15 protein-coding genes are annotated in these 15,181 nt (G+C 64.2%); 14 read left to right on the top strand and 1 reads right to left on the bottom strand.

Annotated elements, in window-relative coordinates:
* Positions 1-60 precede the first annotated feature (60 nt).
* Entirely contained in the window at positions 61-2,022 is a 1,962-nt protein-coding gene (acs, locus tag VLT15_03525; protein ID HSR44288.1) for an acetate--CoA ligase, read from the top strand.
* A 111-nt stretch (positions 2,023-2,133) separates the two neighbouring features.
* Here acs and ilvA read toward each other — a convergent pair whose 3' ends face one another.
* The gene (ilvA, locus tag VLT15_03520; protein ID HSR44287.1) at positions 2,134-3,342 is read right to left on the bottom strand and encodes a threonine ammonia-lyase; all 1,209 of its coding nucleotides are present in this window, start codon (positions 3,340-3,342) and stop codon (positions 2,134-2,136) included.
* A 156-nt stretch (positions 3,343-3,498) separates the two neighbouring features.
* Here ilvA and rplM point away from each other — a divergent pair, with 156 nt between their 5' ends.
* From rplM to tsaD, 13 genes are all read left to right on the top strand, one after another.
* Entirely contained in the window at positions 3,499-3,951 is a 453-nt protein-coding gene (gene rplM / locus VLT15_03515; protein ID HSR44286.1) for a 50S ribosomal protein L13, read from the top strand.
* Positions 3,951-4,343: a 30S ribosomal protein S9 gene (gene rpsI, locus VLT15_03510; GenBank protein ID HSR44285.1), complete on the top strand. Its 393-nt coding sequence runs from the start codon at positions 3,951-3,953 to the stop codon at positions 4,341-4,343. Before rplM ends, rpsI begins: the two co-directional genes overlap by 1 nt.
* Complete coding sequence (glmM, locus tag VLT15_03505; GenBank protein HSR44284.1) at positions 4,344-5,675, top strand: phosphoglucosamine mutase; 1,332 nt, start codon at positions 4,344-4,346, stop codon at positions 5,673-5,675.
* A 302-nt stretch (positions 5,676-5,977) separates the two neighbouring features.
* Positions 5,978-7,804 carry a glutamine--fructose-6-phosphate transaminase (isomerizing) gene (glmS, locus tag VLT15_03500; GenBank protein ID HSR44283.1) on the top strand — a complete coding sequence of 609 codons (1,827 nt, stop codon included), beginning with the start codon at positions 5,978-5,980 and terminating at the stop codon, positions 7,802-7,804.
* Between the two features lie 78 nt (positions 7,805-7,882).
* The gene (acpS, locus tag VLT15_03495) at positions 7,883-8,257 is read left to right on the top strand and encodes a holo-ACP synthase (GenBank protein HSR44282.1); all 375 of its coding nucleotides are present in this window, start codon (positions 7,883-7,885) and stop codon (positions 8,255-8,257) included.
* 192 nt (positions 8,258-8,449) lie between these two features.
* A complete protein-coding gene (locus VLT15_03490) occupies positions 8,450-9,862 on the top strand; it encodes an NAD(P)H-hydrate dehydratase (protein ID HSR44281.1) in 1,413 nt (470 codons plus the stop codon).
* Positions 9,859-10,953 (top strand): alanine racemase, encoded by a 1,095-nt coding sequence (alr, locus tag VLT15_03485; GenBank protein ID HSR44280.1) that lies wholly within the window; start codon positions 9,859-9,861, stop codon positions 10,951-10,953. The genes VLT15_03490 and alr overlap by 4 nt, the downstream gene beginning before the upstream one ends.
* On the top strand, positions 10,950-11,831 hold the full coding sequence (locus VLT15_03480) for a P1 family peptidase (protein HSR44279.1): 882 nt from the start codon (positions 10,950-10,952) through the stop codon (positions 11,829-11,831). The genes alr and VLT15_03480 overlap by 4 nt, the downstream gene beginning before the upstream one ends.
* Positions 11,824-12,480 carry a uracil-DNA glycosylase gene (locus tag VLT15_03475; GenBank protein ID HSR44278.1) on the top strand — a complete coding sequence of 219 codons (657 nt, stop codon included), beginning with the start codon at positions 11,824-11,826 and terminating at the stop codon, positions 12,478-12,480. Before VLT15_03480 ends, VLT15_03475 begins: the two co-directional genes overlap by 8 nt.
* Positions 12,477-12,935: a tRNA (adenosine(37)-N6)-threonylcarbamoyltransferase complex ATPase subunit type 1 TsaE gene (gene tsaE, locus VLT15_03470; GenBank protein HSR44277.1), complete on the top strand. Its 459-nt coding sequence runs from the start codon at positions 12,477-12,479 to the stop codon at positions 12,933-12,935. Before VLT15_03475 ends, tsaE begins: the two co-directional genes overlap by 4 nt.
* Positions 12,932-13,645 (top strand): tRNA (adenosine(37)-N6)-threonylcarbamoyltransferase complex dimerization subunit type 1 TsaB, encoded by a 714-nt coding sequence (tsaB, locus tag VLT15_03465; protein HSR44276.1) that lies wholly within the window; start codon positions 12,932-12,934, stop codon positions 13,643-13,645. The genes tsaE and tsaB overlap by 4 nt, the downstream gene beginning before the upstream one ends.
* On the top strand, positions 13,627-14,130 hold the full coding sequence (gene rimI, locus VLT15_03460; GenBank protein ID HSR44275.1) for a ribosomal protein S18-alanine N-acetyltransferase: 504 nt from the start codon (positions 13,627-13,629) through the stop codon (positions 14,128-14,130). Before tsaB ends, rimI begins: the two co-directional genes overlap by 19 nt.
* On the top strand, positions 14,127-15,143 hold the full coding sequence (tsaD, locus tag VLT15_03455; GenBank protein ID HSR44274.1) for a tRNA (adenosine(37)-N6)-threonylcarbamoyltransferase complex transferase subunit TsaD: 1,017 nt from the start codon (positions 14,127-14,129) through the stop codon (positions 15,141-15,143). Before rimI ends, tsaD begins: the two co-directional genes overlap by 4 nt.
* Positions 15,144-15,181 lie beyond the last annotated feature (38 nt).

Genomic DNA, 15,181 nt, shown 5'->3' with positions numbered 1-15,181 from the left:
ACCGAAAACGTACGTCGCACGGAGTCATGTCCGCTCAAAGGGCGGTAGGAAGGAGCCTTTGTGTCAGACCTCAGGCGTCAGGCCATCGAAAACCTCAGCACAGAGGACCGAGTCTTCCCGCCGTCCGACGAATTCGCCGCGCAGGCCAATGCCCGGCCGGGCATTCATGAGCAGGCGGAGGAGGATTGGCTCGGGTTCTGGGAGAAACAGGCTCGGAGCCGGATCTCCTGGTTCAAAGAGCCGACCGAGGTGCTGGACGACTCTAATCCACCGTTCTTCAAGTGGTTCAAGGACGGAGAACTGAACCTCACCTACAACTGCCTCGACCGCCACCTCGACACCGAGGGAGACAAGATTGCCTACCACTGGATCGGCGAGCCGGGAGACACCAGGACTTTCACATTTCGCGAGCTGTACCAGGAGGTGAACCGATTCGCCAACGGGCTGGCCGGAATGGGTGTCGCCAAAGGTGATCGAGTGGCGATCTACATGGGCATGATCCCGGAACTCCCGATCGCGATGCTGGCTTGCGCTCGCATCGGCGCCGCCCATTCGGTCGTGTTCGGAGGATTCTCATCAGACGCTCTTGCCGACCGCATCAACGACGCCGAAGCCAAAGTCGTGATCACTCAGGATGGGGCCTGGCGCCGGGGGAGTGTCGTGGCGTTGAAGGCCAATGTCGACGTGGCCGTCGCGCAGAGCCCCTCGATCGAGCATGTGGTCGTCGTCAGACGGACCGGCAACGAGATAACGATGACCGAAGGCAGGGACGCCTGGTACCACGATGTTGTCGAAGGGAAGCCGACGGAGTTCGAACCTGCAGTGATGAACGCCGAGGACATGCTGTACATCCTCTACACGTCCGGGACGACCGGGAAACCGAAAGGAATCGTCCACACGCAGGCCGGCTACCTGACTGGAGTCACGACGACGCACAGCCTGGTGTTCGACATCAAACCCGATGATGTCTACTGGTGCGCCGCCGACATCGGGTGGGTCACCGGCCATTCCTACATCGTCTACGGACCTCTCGCCAACGGCACGACCGGCGTCATGTACGAAGGAGCCCCCGACTGGCCGGGCAAGGACCGTCTGTGGCAGATCATCGAGGACTACAAGGTCACGATCTTCTATACGGCACCGACCGCGATTCGGGCTTTCATGAAGTGGGGTGATGAGTTCCCGGCCGGCCACGACCTCAGCTCACTGCGCGTTCTCGGTACCGTCGGCGAGCCGATCAACCCGGAAGCATGGATCTGGTACCACGAGAACATCGGCGGAGGCAGCCGCCCCATCGTAGACACCTGGTGGCAGACGGAGACCGGGGCAATCATGATCACGCCGCTCCCGGGCGCCGTTGCCACCAAGCCGGGATCGGCGACACTTGCCTTCCCGGGCATCTCGGCGGACGTAATCGATGAGGAAGGCAACTCGGTCCCACTCGGCGGAGGCGGTTTCCTCACCATCACCAGGCCGTGGCCCTCGATGCTGCGAACGATCTACGGTGACCCGGATCGTTATGTGCAGACCTACTGGTCGCGGATGGAGGGATCGTACTTCCCTGGCGACGGTGCCAAACGAGACGACGACGGATACTTCTGGCTTCTCGGCCGGGTTGACGATGTGATGCTCGTGGCCGGGCACAACATTTCCACGACAGAGGTCGAGTCTGCGCTCGTCTCTCACAGAGCGGTGGCAGAGGCGGCCGTCGTAGGGCGCAAGGACGAGTTGACCGGGCAGGCGATCGCCGCCTTCGTCACGCTCCGCGCAGGGGAGGTCGGCGACGACAAACTACTCCACGAACTGCGGGACCATGTGGCTGCGACGATCGGTCCGATTGCCAAACCGAAGAGCATTGTCTTCACCGATGATCTGCCCAAAACGCGATCGGGCAAGATCATGCGAAGGTTGCTGAAGGACATCTCGGAGGAAAGGCAACTCGGTGACGTGACCACCTTGGCCAATGCAGACGTCGTGCGGGAGATAGCCGCCATGTCGCAGACGGGTGCCGGCGACGAGTAAGAGGTATCCCGAGTTGCGAATCGGTAGCAGGCAACAGTCGATGACTCTTTGCCCATGGCTCGGGACCCGGCTTCAACCGGGAGCCGGTCGCCGGGCGTTGGCGGCCTGCCGCTAGCCGACGAGTCCGTACTCGCCCAGCGCCAAACGCAGTTCGTCCGAGTGCTCCGGGCCGCGAGTCTCCACGGCAATCAGAACATCCGTGAAGCCGACCGGCACCCCGCCTTCCTCCCTGTAGTGCTCCACGGAGACGACATTGCCTCCGTGGGAAGCGATCACGTTTAGCAGGCCGGCCAGCTGACCGGGCACATCGGGAATCCGTACCCGGTACCAGGCGAAGCGTCCGGCGGCGGCGAGGCCCCCTCGAATGACGCGATTGAGGAGGAGCAGGTCGATGTTGCCGCCGGAGAGGACGATGACGAACGGATCCGGCAGGTGGTCGAGCCGGCCCTCCATGAGAGCTGCGACGCCGACCGCGCCCGACGCCTCAACCAGCAGCTTCGTGCGTTCGAGGAGGAAGGCGACGGCCTGCATTGCCTGGGGGTCGTCGACCGTCGCCAGTTCATCCACGAAAGCCTCGATGTGCCTGAAGGCGAGGAGGGAGGGCTCGTGGACGGCGATCCCGTCGGCAACCGTCGGCCGGGGCGCCACCGGCGTTGGTGAACCCTCCTTCCTGCTGAGCTCGTAGGTGTTGGCGGTGACGATCTCAACGCCGACGATGCGGACATCGGGCCGCAGCGCTTTGAGCGCGGCGGCGGATCCGGCCATGAGGCCACCACCACCGACGGGAATGACGACCGTTCCGGCTTCCGGGACCTGCTCGGCCACCTCGATCCCCAGCGTCCCCTGACCCGTCACGATTGCGGCGTCGTCGTATGGGTGGATGAAACGGGCACCCGTCTCGCCGGCGTATGCCCTGGCGGCGACCACCGCGTCTTCGAGGCTCGTGCCGGTGAGTCGGACCTCCGCTCCGTACTCCCTGGTCGCCGAAACCTTGGGCAGCGGCGCCGCCTCGGGCATGAAGACCGTTGCCCGAACTCCGGTCGACTGAGCGGCGAGGGCTACACCCTGGGCATGGTTCCCGGCCGAGGCGGCAACGACCCCGGCGGAGCGTTCCTCGGGGTCGAGCTGTGAGAGGACGTTCATCGCTCCCCGGATCTTGAACGATCCGGTCCGCTGCAGGTTCTCCGCTTTGAACCAGACATCGCGTCCCGTCATCCGTGAGAACGATGTCGAGTGGACGGAAGGAGTCACGATTACGGTCGATCCCATGCGGGCTCTCGCCGCGCGAATCTCGTCGAGGGAGATCAGTTTGTCGGTCAATTCGGTGTTCCTCGTTTTCTCAGCAATGCTGTGCATCCCCAACGGTACATAGCATTGCTGAGAAAAACGGGTTGCGAGATTGACGATTGACGGTGTAATTCGATACCATGCGTCGGCTCCGCTATCGCGGGGTCTTTCCCTCGCGAGGATTCGATGATGCAGAAGACCTATTCACCAAAACCCGACGACGTGCAACGCGCCTGGTATGTCGTGGACGCAGAGGGCCTCCCACTCGGGCGGCTGGCGTCAGAGATCGCTCAGGTGCTGCGCGGCAAGCACAAGCCGCAATTCGCACCGCATCTCGACGTTGGTGACTTCGTCGTCGTAGTCAACGCCGACAAGGTGGCGGTCACATCGGCCAAATCCGAGCGCAAGATCTACTACCGCCATTCCGGTTTTCCGGGCGGGTTGAAGGAAGAGTCCTTCGCATCGCTCATCGACCGCCGTCCGGAGCAGGTGATGGAGCGGGCGGTCAGGGGAATGCTTCCAAAGAATCGTCTCGGACGCCAGATGCTCAAGAAGCTGAAGGTTCATGCCGGGGCGGACCATCCACACGAGGCGCAGTCGCCGCAACCACTCGTGTTCGATATCCGAAAGGTGGACGCCTGATGTCCAAGCCACTCGTTCAGGCAACCGGGCGTCGCAAGTCCTCGGTAGCCCGTGTCCGACTCCATGAGGGGACGGGCCGTGTTGTCATCAACGACCGGTCGTTGGAGGATTACTTCCCGACGATGGCGCAGCGTATCCGTGTTCTCGAACCGCTCCGAGTGGGCGAAATAGAAGGCCGCTACGACGTGTACGTCACGGTCCATGGTGGCGGCACGACCGGGCAGACCGACGCGATTCGTCTCGGCATCGCCCGTGCGATCCTTGACTTGATCCCTGAACTCCGGCCGCAGCTGAAGAGCAACGGCCTGCTGACCAGAGACGCTCGCAGGGTTGAGCGCAAGAAGTACGGCCTCCGCAAGGCCCGTCGCGCTCCGCAGTACACAAAGCGCTAGATGCTCAAGGAGGGTCGCCGACTCTTCGGAACCGACGGCATCCGCGGTGTCGCGAACACCGAACTGACGCCCGACTTCGTAATGCGGCTGAGCCGAGCCGCCGGTGAGGCTCTTCCGCGCGGGCCGGTGATCGTCGGTCGCGACACCAGGAGGTCGGGCGAGATGCTGTCCTCCGCGCTTCAGGCCGGGTTCCACAGCGTCGGCATCGACACGGTCGACGTCGGCGTGCTCCCGTCCGGAGGGGTCGCCCGTCTCACCGGTACCAGCGGTGCAATGATGGGAGCCGTCGTCAGTGCCTCACACAATCCAGCCTCGGACAACGGCATCAAACTGCTGGGCGCGACGGGGGCCAAGCTCTCCGACGCCGAAGAGGATGAGATCGAGGCCCGGCTTCGAACTGATCGCCCCTTCAACGTCGCCGTCGGGGAGGCGGTCGGCACCAGGTTCTTGAACACGGATGCCCTCGCGGAGTATCTCGACTTCCTGGCAGGACTCGCCGAGTACTCCTTCCGCGGCCTCGCGCTGACACTCGACTGTGCCAACGGCGCCGCATACAAGGCGGCGCCTCAGTTGTTCCACCGCTTGAAGGCAGACGTCAGGGTCCTGGCCGCCGATCCGGACGGAACCAACATCAACGATGGCGTTGGGGCCACATCCCCTGCGTTTCTCGCCAGGGAGGCGAAAGGCCGCCTGGGCCTCGCCTTCGACGGTGACGCAGATCGGCTGATTGCGGTCGATGAGGAGGGGGTACCCGCCAACGGCGACGTCATCATGGCGGTCATCGCCCGTCATATGCACGAGCGCGGTCGGCTGAAGAACAACACCGTGGTTGCCACCGTGATGTCCAATCTGGGTTTCCGCAAGGCGATGGAGTCCATCGGCGTCAACCTGATTCAGACCCAGGTCGGTGATCGCTATGTTCTCGAGGGCATGCGTGAGCACGGCGCGTCCTTGGGCGGCGAGCAATCGGGGCACGTCATCTTCCTCAACGATCTGGTGACCGGAGACGGTCTCCTGACGGCACTTCGGCTCGTCGAGGTGGTGGCCGCGTCCGGTCGGCGGCTCGCAGACCTCCGCAGAGAGACGATCACCGAGTTTCCGCAGATTCTCCGAAATGTCAGAGTGGGGGAGACCAAAGGTCTGGAGGAGTCCGAGGTGATCTGGTCTGCGGTCGAGCGAGCCGAAAAGGAGCTCGCCGGGAATGGGAGGATTCTCGTCAGAGCCTCCGGGACCGAACCGTTGATCAGGGTCATGGTCGAGGCATCGACAAAGGACGGCGCGGCGGCAATCGCCGATGATTTGATCGGTGTTGTGCGAGCCGAGTTGGCCTGAAGCCCGTATGCCGCTCCTCATATCCGGAGCCGGTGGCGGCGACTATCGTTCTGTGCAATCCGGGATTCAGAACATTGGAGCGCCTGGCCCCGCAAGGGGTGACGAGGAAGAGGGAGTATCGAACCTTCGGCGGATGCCCTCTCGGTTCCCACGATCGTGACGGAGCGGATCAAAGCCACCGGGCGACCGGTGCCACAAAGTCCGGTCCGATGTGGGTGCCACAGTCAGATGCTGCGGCATACGAACCGTCCCGGTGATAGCCGGCATTAGGTCGGCGCGGAACGTGGGAAGGAAAGAACGCGATGTGTGGCATCGTCGGGTATGTAGGGCCGCGTCCGGTCCAAGCGCTGCTGATCGGGGGACTCCGACGTCTGGAATACCGGGGATATGACTCTGCCGGCATGGCGATCCTCGAAGAAATCGGAGTCGAGATAACCCGCAAGGCCGGGCGCATCGCCGACCTCGAGTCCGAACTGGAAGGACGGATCAGCCAGGGCACCACCGGGATCGGGCACACACGCTGGGCAACCCACGGCGCTCCCAACACGATCAACGCCCATCCGCACGCGGACTGCGCTGGAGGCGTGGCGGTCGTCCACAACGGGATCATCGAGAACTGGGCGGACCTGAAGGCCGAACTGATCGAAGCGGGGCATTCGTTCCGGTCCGAGACCGACACCGAAGTGGTCGCTCACCTGATCGAGGATCGGGCCGATCTCCCCCTCGAAGAGGCCGTACGGGAAGTCATGCAATTGGCGGAAGGCGCTCTGGCGCTGGCCGTCGTCAGGACCGATGAACCGGAGCTCATCGTCGGTGCCCGTCGTGGCAGCCCGCTGGTGATAGGCCTGGGAGACGGCGAGAACTTCCTGGCGTCCGATATTCCGGCCTTCCTCGAATACACCAGGCGGATGGCGGTCCTCGACGACGATCGAATCGTGGCCGTACGGCCAGGAAGTATCACCATCAGCGACCTATCCGGAACGATCGTTGAACCGCAGATGCGAGAAATCGAGTGGGATCTCGAGTCGGCCGAGAAGGGCGGCTTTCCCGACTTCATGCTCAAGGAGATCTTCGAACAGCCCAAGGCGATCCGCGACACGTTGCGCGGCCGGCTCGACTCAGACGGATTGGTCCGGCTGCGCGAACTCGACCTCGATGTCGGAACCGCCCGCTCCTTCGACAAGGTATTCGTGGTTGCCTGCGGGACCTCCTATCACGCAGCGATGATGGCCAAGTACGCGATCGAACGATGGACGCGATTGCCTGTTGAGACCGACATCGCGTCCGAGTTCAGATACCGCGACCCGGTACTCGATACCAACACGCTTGTCGTGGGAATCTCCCAGTCGGGCGAGACGCTGGACACCCTGGCAGCCGTCCGCTATGCCAGGGCGCAAGGAGCCAAGCTGATCGCGGTGACGAACGTCGTCGACTCGGCGATGGCCCGGGAGGCCGACGCCGTGCTCTACACGCGGGCCGGGCCGGAGATCGGAGTTGCCGCCACGAAGACGTTTACTACCCAGTTGACCGCAATGCAGCTGCTGGCCCTGTGGCTGGCCCATGCGCGAGGCTCACTCGACGACGCTGCCATCCAGAATGCTGTGAAGGCGATGTTCGTCCTGCCCGATCAGGTCGAAGAAGTGCTCCGGCAGTCCGACCGTATCCGTGAGATTTCCGAGCAGTGGGCCGACCGCCGTGATTTCTTCTTCCTGGGAAGAAGCGCCGCCTTCCCGGTGGCGATGGAGGGCGCGCTCAAGCTCAAGGAGATCGCCTACTTGCGCGCCGAGGGTTACCCGGCCGGCGAAATGAAGCACGGCCCCATCGCGCTGATTGAGGAGGGCGTGGTGGTCGTCGGCGTTGCCACGAACAGCCACGTGAAGGGCAAGATGCTCTCCAATATGCAGGAAATGCGAGCCCGCAGCGGGACCATTCTTCTGGTGCTCACCGAGGGTGATAGCGAGGGTGAAGCCGTGGCCGACGAGGTGATCTCTGTTCCGTGGGCGCCGGAGCTGCTCAGCCCGGTCACTGCGGTGGTGCCGTTGCAGCTGCTCGCCTACTGGCTGGCGAAACAGCGCGGACTCGACGTGGACAAACCACGCAACCTGGCCAAGACGGTGACGGTGGAATAGGCCTGCCGGCCATGCAGGCAGGTTCGAGAGCATTTGTTTCTCGTCCCCCGCCTCACGGCGGGGGCGTAAGCTTCTCCGATGCGCATAATCGGACTCGGGGTCGACCTCGCGGAAATAGATAGGGTCGAGCGGTTGCTCGACAAGTACGAGCGGTTTCCTGAACGTGTTTTCACCGAGCACGAGCGTGCCTACGCGTCGCGCTTCGCCAATCCGGCTCGACGGTACGCGGCTCGCTTTGCCGGCAAGGAAGCGGTCATGAAGAGCATGGGAACGGGATGGCGCAGGATCCGATGGCAGGACGTGGAGATCACAGGAGGGGGAGCCCCTCGCGTGAACCTCTTCGGCACAGCCAAAGCACGTGCCGCACAGCTCGGAATCACCGAAGTGCTCGTCACCATCACCCACACGGACGTCACGGCCATGGTGATGGCGGTGGCGGTCGGGGAGCACTAGACGGCAGGCCCGGTATTCTCGGCAATGCTGATGCGCGTGGGGATCAACAGTATTGCTGAGAAGTTGAAGACCGTTTCCGAGCAATGCTGATGCGCGTGGGGATCAACAGTATTGCTGAGAAAACGGGGGGTTCAGGTGGCGGCCGCGAGTCTTCCCTATCATCAATGTCGTGCCCGCAATCAGCCCCCTTCCATGAAACCCGTTCTAACGGCAGCGCAGGCGGCCGCACTCGACGAGGCTTCGACCGAAACGGTTCAAGTGCTCATGGAGCGCGCCGGACTCGGCGTTGCACTCGCGGCGGTCGACATGGGGATCGGCTACGGCTCGCAGGTCGTCGTCCTCGCCGGGCCCGGCAACAACGGTGGTGACGGTTATGTGGCAGCCCGCTACTTACGTGAGCGGGGCGTGGCGGTCCGGGTACTGGCGCTCGCCGAGCCGCGTTCGACCGGCGCAAAATGGGCGGCCGGCCTGGCTCGGTCTGCAGGCGTGCCGATCCGGCCGTGGGAGGCCGATCCCGTTCCCGTCGATCTCGTCGTCGATGCTCTCTTCGGCGCCGGATTCCGGGGCAACCTCCCGGAAGCCGCCATCTCCTGGGCGAAGTTTGCCGGGCGGGTTCTATCGGTGGATGTTCCAAGCGGATTGAACGCCACCGACGGCACTTCGGCCGGTTCCTGTTTCCGGGCCGAACGGACCGTGACTTTTCAGGCGAAGAAGGTCGGCCACCTCGTCGGCCTCGGGCCGGACGTATGCGGTGTCGTGAATGTTGTCGCCATTGGCCTGCCGCAGGGTGATTCCGAGTTCTTTGAGTGTGAACGATCCGACGCTCCTCTCCCCGAACGAGGTCGGACCGTGCACAAGTGGTCGGCCGGATCGGTGGCGGTTGTGGGCGGTGCACCAGGGATGACCGGAGCAGCTCTCCTCGCCGCCTGGTCGGCTCTTGCCGCCGGTGCAGGGTCTACGTCGATCATCTGCCGGGCCGACACGCAGGGGATCTATGCCTCATCGGCTCCCGGAGTCCTCACCCACGCCTTCGGCAAAGGTGGAGTCCCCGCCACCGAGGACGCCATCGAAGTGCTCGACCACGCGGCCCGCTTCGACGTGTTGGCGGTCGGCCCCGGGCTCGGCCCCGGGGTTGATGGGTTCGTTCGGCTGCTCCTCGAGCGTTGGACCGGTCCGCTTCTGCTCGATGCGGACGGCATCAACACCCTGTCCGGCGTCGATCTGCTCGCAACCCGCCGTGCCCCGACGATCATCACCCCGCACGCGGGGGAGTTCCGGCGTCTGACCGGGCACGACGCCGGTTACTCGGAGGCAACCTCTCTGGCCAGGGAGACCGGTGCCACAGTGGTTCTCAAGGGCAACCCGACCTTCGTTGCCGGAGAAGAGCTGTGGGTCGTGGACTCCGGTGGCCCGGAATTGGCCACTATCGGGACGGGTGACGTGCTGACCGGCGTGACGGCGGCTTTTGTCTCCTCGGGTATGCCCCATGAGACGGCCGCGAGAAGTGCCGCCTACTGGCATGGCATCGCCGGTGCGACACTTGCCGAGCGAGAGAACGTCACGGCAATGTCGCTGGTACGAGAAATCGGGAGGGTCGTCCGGTGAGGCCTACCTGGGTCGACGTCGATCTCGACGCGGTGGCGCACAATGTTTCCGCGCTGGCCGGCCTGGTGGCGCCGGCGGAAGTCTGTGCAGTCGTCAAAGCCGATGCTTACGGTCACGGGGATGTGCCGGTCGCCGAGGCTGCGATCGACGCTGGAGCCGGCCGCCTGGCGGTGGCACTGGTATCCGAAGGTGCTCGCCTGCGGGAGGCCGGTATCGATGCACCGATCCTGCTGCTGTCGGAGCCCCCGGTCGGATCGGCCCCCGCGCTACTGCAATGGGACCTGACACCCACCGTCTATTCGCTCCCCATGATCGAGGCGCTGGCCTCCCTGGCCACATCCCCCGTCTCGGTGCACCTGAAGATAGACACGGGCATGCACAGGGTCGGTGCTTCGGCGGCCGATGCCCTCCACTTTGCCCGCCTCATCTGTGATTCTCCCGGTCTGGACCTCGCAGCGGTGTGGACCCACTTCGCCGTCGCTGAGGAGGATGCCGACTTCACACGAACCCAGATCGAGCGCTTCGAGGAGACGTTGAACGTCCTGCGGTCCGAGGGCATACGAGTTCCACTGGTCCACGCGGCCAACACGGCGGGAGCGATTCTGTTTCCGGAGGCTCGCTACGACATGGTGAGGGTTGGAATCGGGACTTACGGACTGCAGCCTTCTCCGTCCGTTGGTGCCGATCTCGGGTTGCGGCCGGCGATGAGTGTCGTCTCCAAGGTGGCGCATATCCGGCGGCACCCGGCCGGCACCCGCCCCTCGTACGGCAGGCGACGTCCGTTGCCTTCCAACGGTCGGGTTGCCTCCGTCCCGATCGGCTATGCCGACGGCATGCCGCGTTTGCTCTCCTCGGTCGGAGAGGTCCTCATTCGAGGAAGGCGATATCCGCTGGCAGGCACGGTGACGATGGACTACATCGTGGTCGACGTCGGAAACGATGAGATCGAGGTAGGAGATGAGGTCGTTCTGATCGGCCGTCAGGGTGATGAGCAAATCAGGGTTGAGGAGTGGGCGGATCTGATCGGGACCATCAACTACGAGATCGTGTGCCAGATCGGGCCGCGCATGCCGAGGAGGTACTTGCCATGACCCTCACGGCCGTCGAGGGAGTGAAGGTGGGTCATTGGACCCACCCGACCGGGATCACCGGCTGTACCGTCGTCGTGTTGCCGGAGCCGAATGTGGCCGCAGTCGAGATTCGCGGCGGTGCACCGGGAACCCGTGAAACGGCTCTCCTCGAGCCGGGTATGCGGGTCGAGACGATCCAGGCTCTGCTGTTGACCGGCGGAAGCGCATTCGGCCTGGCCGCCGCAGACGGTGTGATGCGGGAACTCCTTGCAGATGGTCGCGGGCACCCCACGCCGCTCGGCCCGGTTCCCATCGTCCCCGCCGCCGTGATCTTCGACATGGCGGCGGGCGATGCCGACGCCCGGCCCGGCCCGGCGCAGGGATCGCTCGCCTACCGGGCGGCCACCGCCGATCCGGTCGAGAACGGGCCCGTCGGGGCCGGCGCAGGTGCAACCGTTTCCAAGTGGCGGGGTTTGGAGCACATACGCCCGGGCGGGTTGGGGTCTGCTTCGGTGGATCTCGACGGCGTCACGGTTGCCGCGCTCGCGGTGGTCAACGCGCTCGGTGATGTGTTCACTCTCGAAGGGGAGTCCCTCACCGGAGGTCAGGTCGCTCCCGATTTCAACCCGGCGACGATGACGGCGGTCAACACGACCCTCGTGGTGGTCGTCACGGACGCGGCTCTCGACCGCCCGTCTACCCGGCGGCTGGCCGTCCGCGCCCAGGACGCTCTGGCAGCCTGTCTTCGGCCTGCACACACTCGATATGATGGCGATGCGGCGTTTGCAGTTTCGTGCGGGGCCCGCCCGGGCGACGTCGACCGGCTGTCCGAGGCTGCTTTTGTTGCCACCGCGCGAGCGATAGAGGCGGCGATCCGACGAGGAACATCAGGTGAGTGACAACGAGCTTCGGCTCCTGGCGGAAGAGGCGGCCGCCTGTGTTGCGTGCGGCCTCGCCGAAACGAGAACGAACGTCGTGTTCGGTGTCGGCGGTGCCAATGCCGATCTCATGTTCATCGGCGAGGCGCCGGGCCGCAACGAGGACCTGAGCGGCGAGCCCTTTGTCGGGGCGGCGGGTCGACTCCTCGACCGCCTGGCCGAAGAGGTGGGGATCTCCCGCGATGAGGTATACATCGCCAACGTTCTGAAATGTCGTCCGCCGGGCAACCGCGATCCCAGGGAGGAGGAGATCGAGGCGTGCAAGGGCTATCTGGCAAGACAGATAAAGCTGATAGACCCGGCGGTGGTGATGACGCTGGGCAACTTCGCATCCAAACTGCTCCTCAAGACATCGACCGGGATCACCCGGCTGCGGGGAACCGCCTACCCGTGGTGGGGGAGATTCGTGGTTCCCACGTTCCACCCGGCGGCGGCGTTGCGGGGCGGTGAGCGAGTCCTCAACGACATGCGCAAAGACTTCGCGCTGGCCCGCCGGGTCCTCGACGAAGGGTCCGTCGAAGATCCGGTCATAGCTACCCGGGAACGCACGGAGGCGGGCCCCCGGGCAACTAGCCTCCAGGAAACAACGCAGTTGGAGTTCTTTGCGTGACTGTTGATCTCAACTCTGGTTCCGACGCGGACACTCGGGCAATCGGGCGCCGACTGTCCGGGCTGCTACGCGCCGGAGACGTCGTGGTGCTGTGCGGCACATTGGGCGCCGGTAAGACTGCTTTTGTCGGCGGAATCGCCGATGGTCTCGGCATCGACGAACACGTGACCAGCCCATCCTTCGTTCTGATGAAGAAGTACACGTCCGGGTTCCTCCCTCTCGTTCATGTCGATGTCTACCGGATTGGCTCCCTTGGAGAGTTCGACGCTCTCGATGTATACGAAGAGTCGCTGAGCTCCGTGCTGGTAGTCGAGTGGGGTGATGCGGTGGTAGCCAGCCTTCCCGGTGATCACTTGAAGGTTCTCATTGAGATCACGGGCGAGACTGATCGACGCGTCCGTCTCGAGCCGAACGGCGACTGGGCGAAGCGGCCTCTCGAGGAGATGTCCGAGTGAAGGTTCTGGCAATCGAGACCGCGACGCCGGCTTCGTCGGTCGCACTGGGGGATGGGCGTGCCACTGTTGCCTCGGCCAAACGGGTCGACCGGCAGGGGCACGGAGGGTTCATCGTGACTGCGGTTGATTTCTGTTTCGATCAGGCCGGATGGAATCCCGCCGATCTGGATGCCATAGCCGTCGACGTCGGCCCCGGCCTCTACACCGGGATCCGGGTGGGTCTCTCGACCGCACAGGGCATGGCGGCCGCGCTCGGAATCCCCGTCATCCCGGTTACGTCTCTCGACGCCGTTGCCCTGCGGGCGGCTACCGGACATCGGCACATATATGCGGTCGTCGATGTGCGGCGCGGTGAGCTGGCAGTGGCGTCCTACCGGCCGGTTCCCGGCGGGGTCGTCAAGGATGGACCGCCTGAGATCATGTCCCCGGATCATCTGCGGGCGATGCTCGAGTCGGATGCGGGCGAGGTGCTGATCGTTGGAGACACCCAGAGCGTTCCGGAGGCGACCTTCCGCGGATTGCATCGGGTCAAGTCGGGTCGGCCTCGTTATCCGGATGCCTCGGCGTTGCTCGATCTGGCTGCCGGGCCACTCCAGAAGGGTGTGTTCCCCTCACCTGAAGACCTGCGCCCGCTCTATTTGAGAGAACCGGACGTGTCCATCGCCTGGAAGCAGTTCCGTCAGGAGGGGCCGTGGGACGGCACGGCGTAGGCGTGATGGAGATCCGGGCGATGACACCCGCCGACATTCCCCTGGTGGCCGAACTGGAACGCCGGGTATATCCCGAGCCCTGGTCGGAGGGTGTCTTCCGGGACGAGCTCTCGCAGCCGAACCGGGTATACCTCATAGCGGTTGATGGCGACAGGCCGGTCGCCTATGCGGGCATGATGATCGTGTTCGAGGATGCCCATATAACTACCGTATCGGTGTCGCCGGAGACACGGGGCGGGGGAATCGCCAAACGCCTGATGATGCGACTCGTCGAAGCGGCGCTGGCCTCCGACGCAGAGCATCTGACGCTCGAGGTGAGGATGTCCAACGATTCCGCCCAGGCCCTGTACCGGAAGTTCGGCTTTGCGCCGGTGGGAGTCCGCAAGGATTACTACCTGAACGAGGATGCGCTGATCATGTGGGCGAGCGGCATCAACGAGCCCGACTACCAGGAACGACTGCAGTCGATTCGGGAGGAACTGTGACAATCGAACCAACGGTTCTGGCTTTCGAGACGAGCTGCGACGAGACGGCGGTGGCGGTGGTGCGCGGCTCCAAGATCCTGTCGAACGTTTTGTCGTCCCAGGTGGACATGCACGCCAGATTCGGTGGGGTTGTGCCCGAAATTGCGGCAAGGGCACACGTGGAGTCGATCCGCTCGCTGACCCACCGGGCTCTGGTCGAGGCCGGTATCCATCCCGACGACCTGGATGGCATAGCTGCAACCCAGGGGCCCGGTCTCGTGGGAGCGCTGCTGGTCGGTTTCTCCTTCGCCAAGGCCACCGCATGGGCACGACAGTTGCCGTTCGTTGGAGTGGATCACATGGAGGGGCACCTGATGGCTCCCCGCCTCGAGTTCGAAGGCTTCGCTCCACCGGCAGTTGTCTTGCTTGCCTCCGGAGGACACAGCCAGGTCGTTCATGTACGCGGCTGGGGTGATTACGAGGTTCTCGGGCAGACCATCGACGATGCCGCCGGTGAGGCGTTCGACAAGATCGCTCGCTTCATGGGTCTCGGATATCCGGGTGGTCCGGCCATCGATCGGATGTCCTCCGACGGCGATCCGCAGGCTATCGCCCTGCCGCGTCCCTTGCGCGAGCGCAGGTACGACGTCTCGTTCTCCGGGCTGAAGACCGCAACCGTCACATTCATCGAGAAGGCCAAAGCCTCCGGTTCTCTCCCGCCGATCGAGGACGTTGCCGCATCCTTCCAAGAGGCGATCGTCGATGTGCTCATCCAGAAGACATTCAACGCCGTCGAGGACACCGGCGTTCGGATGGTCGGGGCGGGAGGTGGAGTTCTCGCCAATCGGCGTCTCCGGCAGAGAATGGAGGAAGAGGCCGCCAGGAGAGGGGTCGAACTGTTCTTACCGGCTCTGGCCCTCTGCACTGACAACGCGGCGATGATTGGTGTGGCCGGAGCGCACTGGTTGGCGCAGGGCGTCTACTCGGCTTGGGACAGCCAGGTCGATACCAATCTGCGCCTCGACACGGCCTGACCGGAGAACCTCCGGCAACTGCGCCGGTGATATAAGAG

This window comes from Acidimicrobiia bacterium (genome assembly GCA_035471805.1).
Lineage (GTDB): Bacteria > Actinomycetota > Acidimicrobiia > Spongiisociales > JAHEDJ01 > JAHEDJ01.
This window is presented reverse-complemented; position numbering and strand designations above follow the sequence as displayed.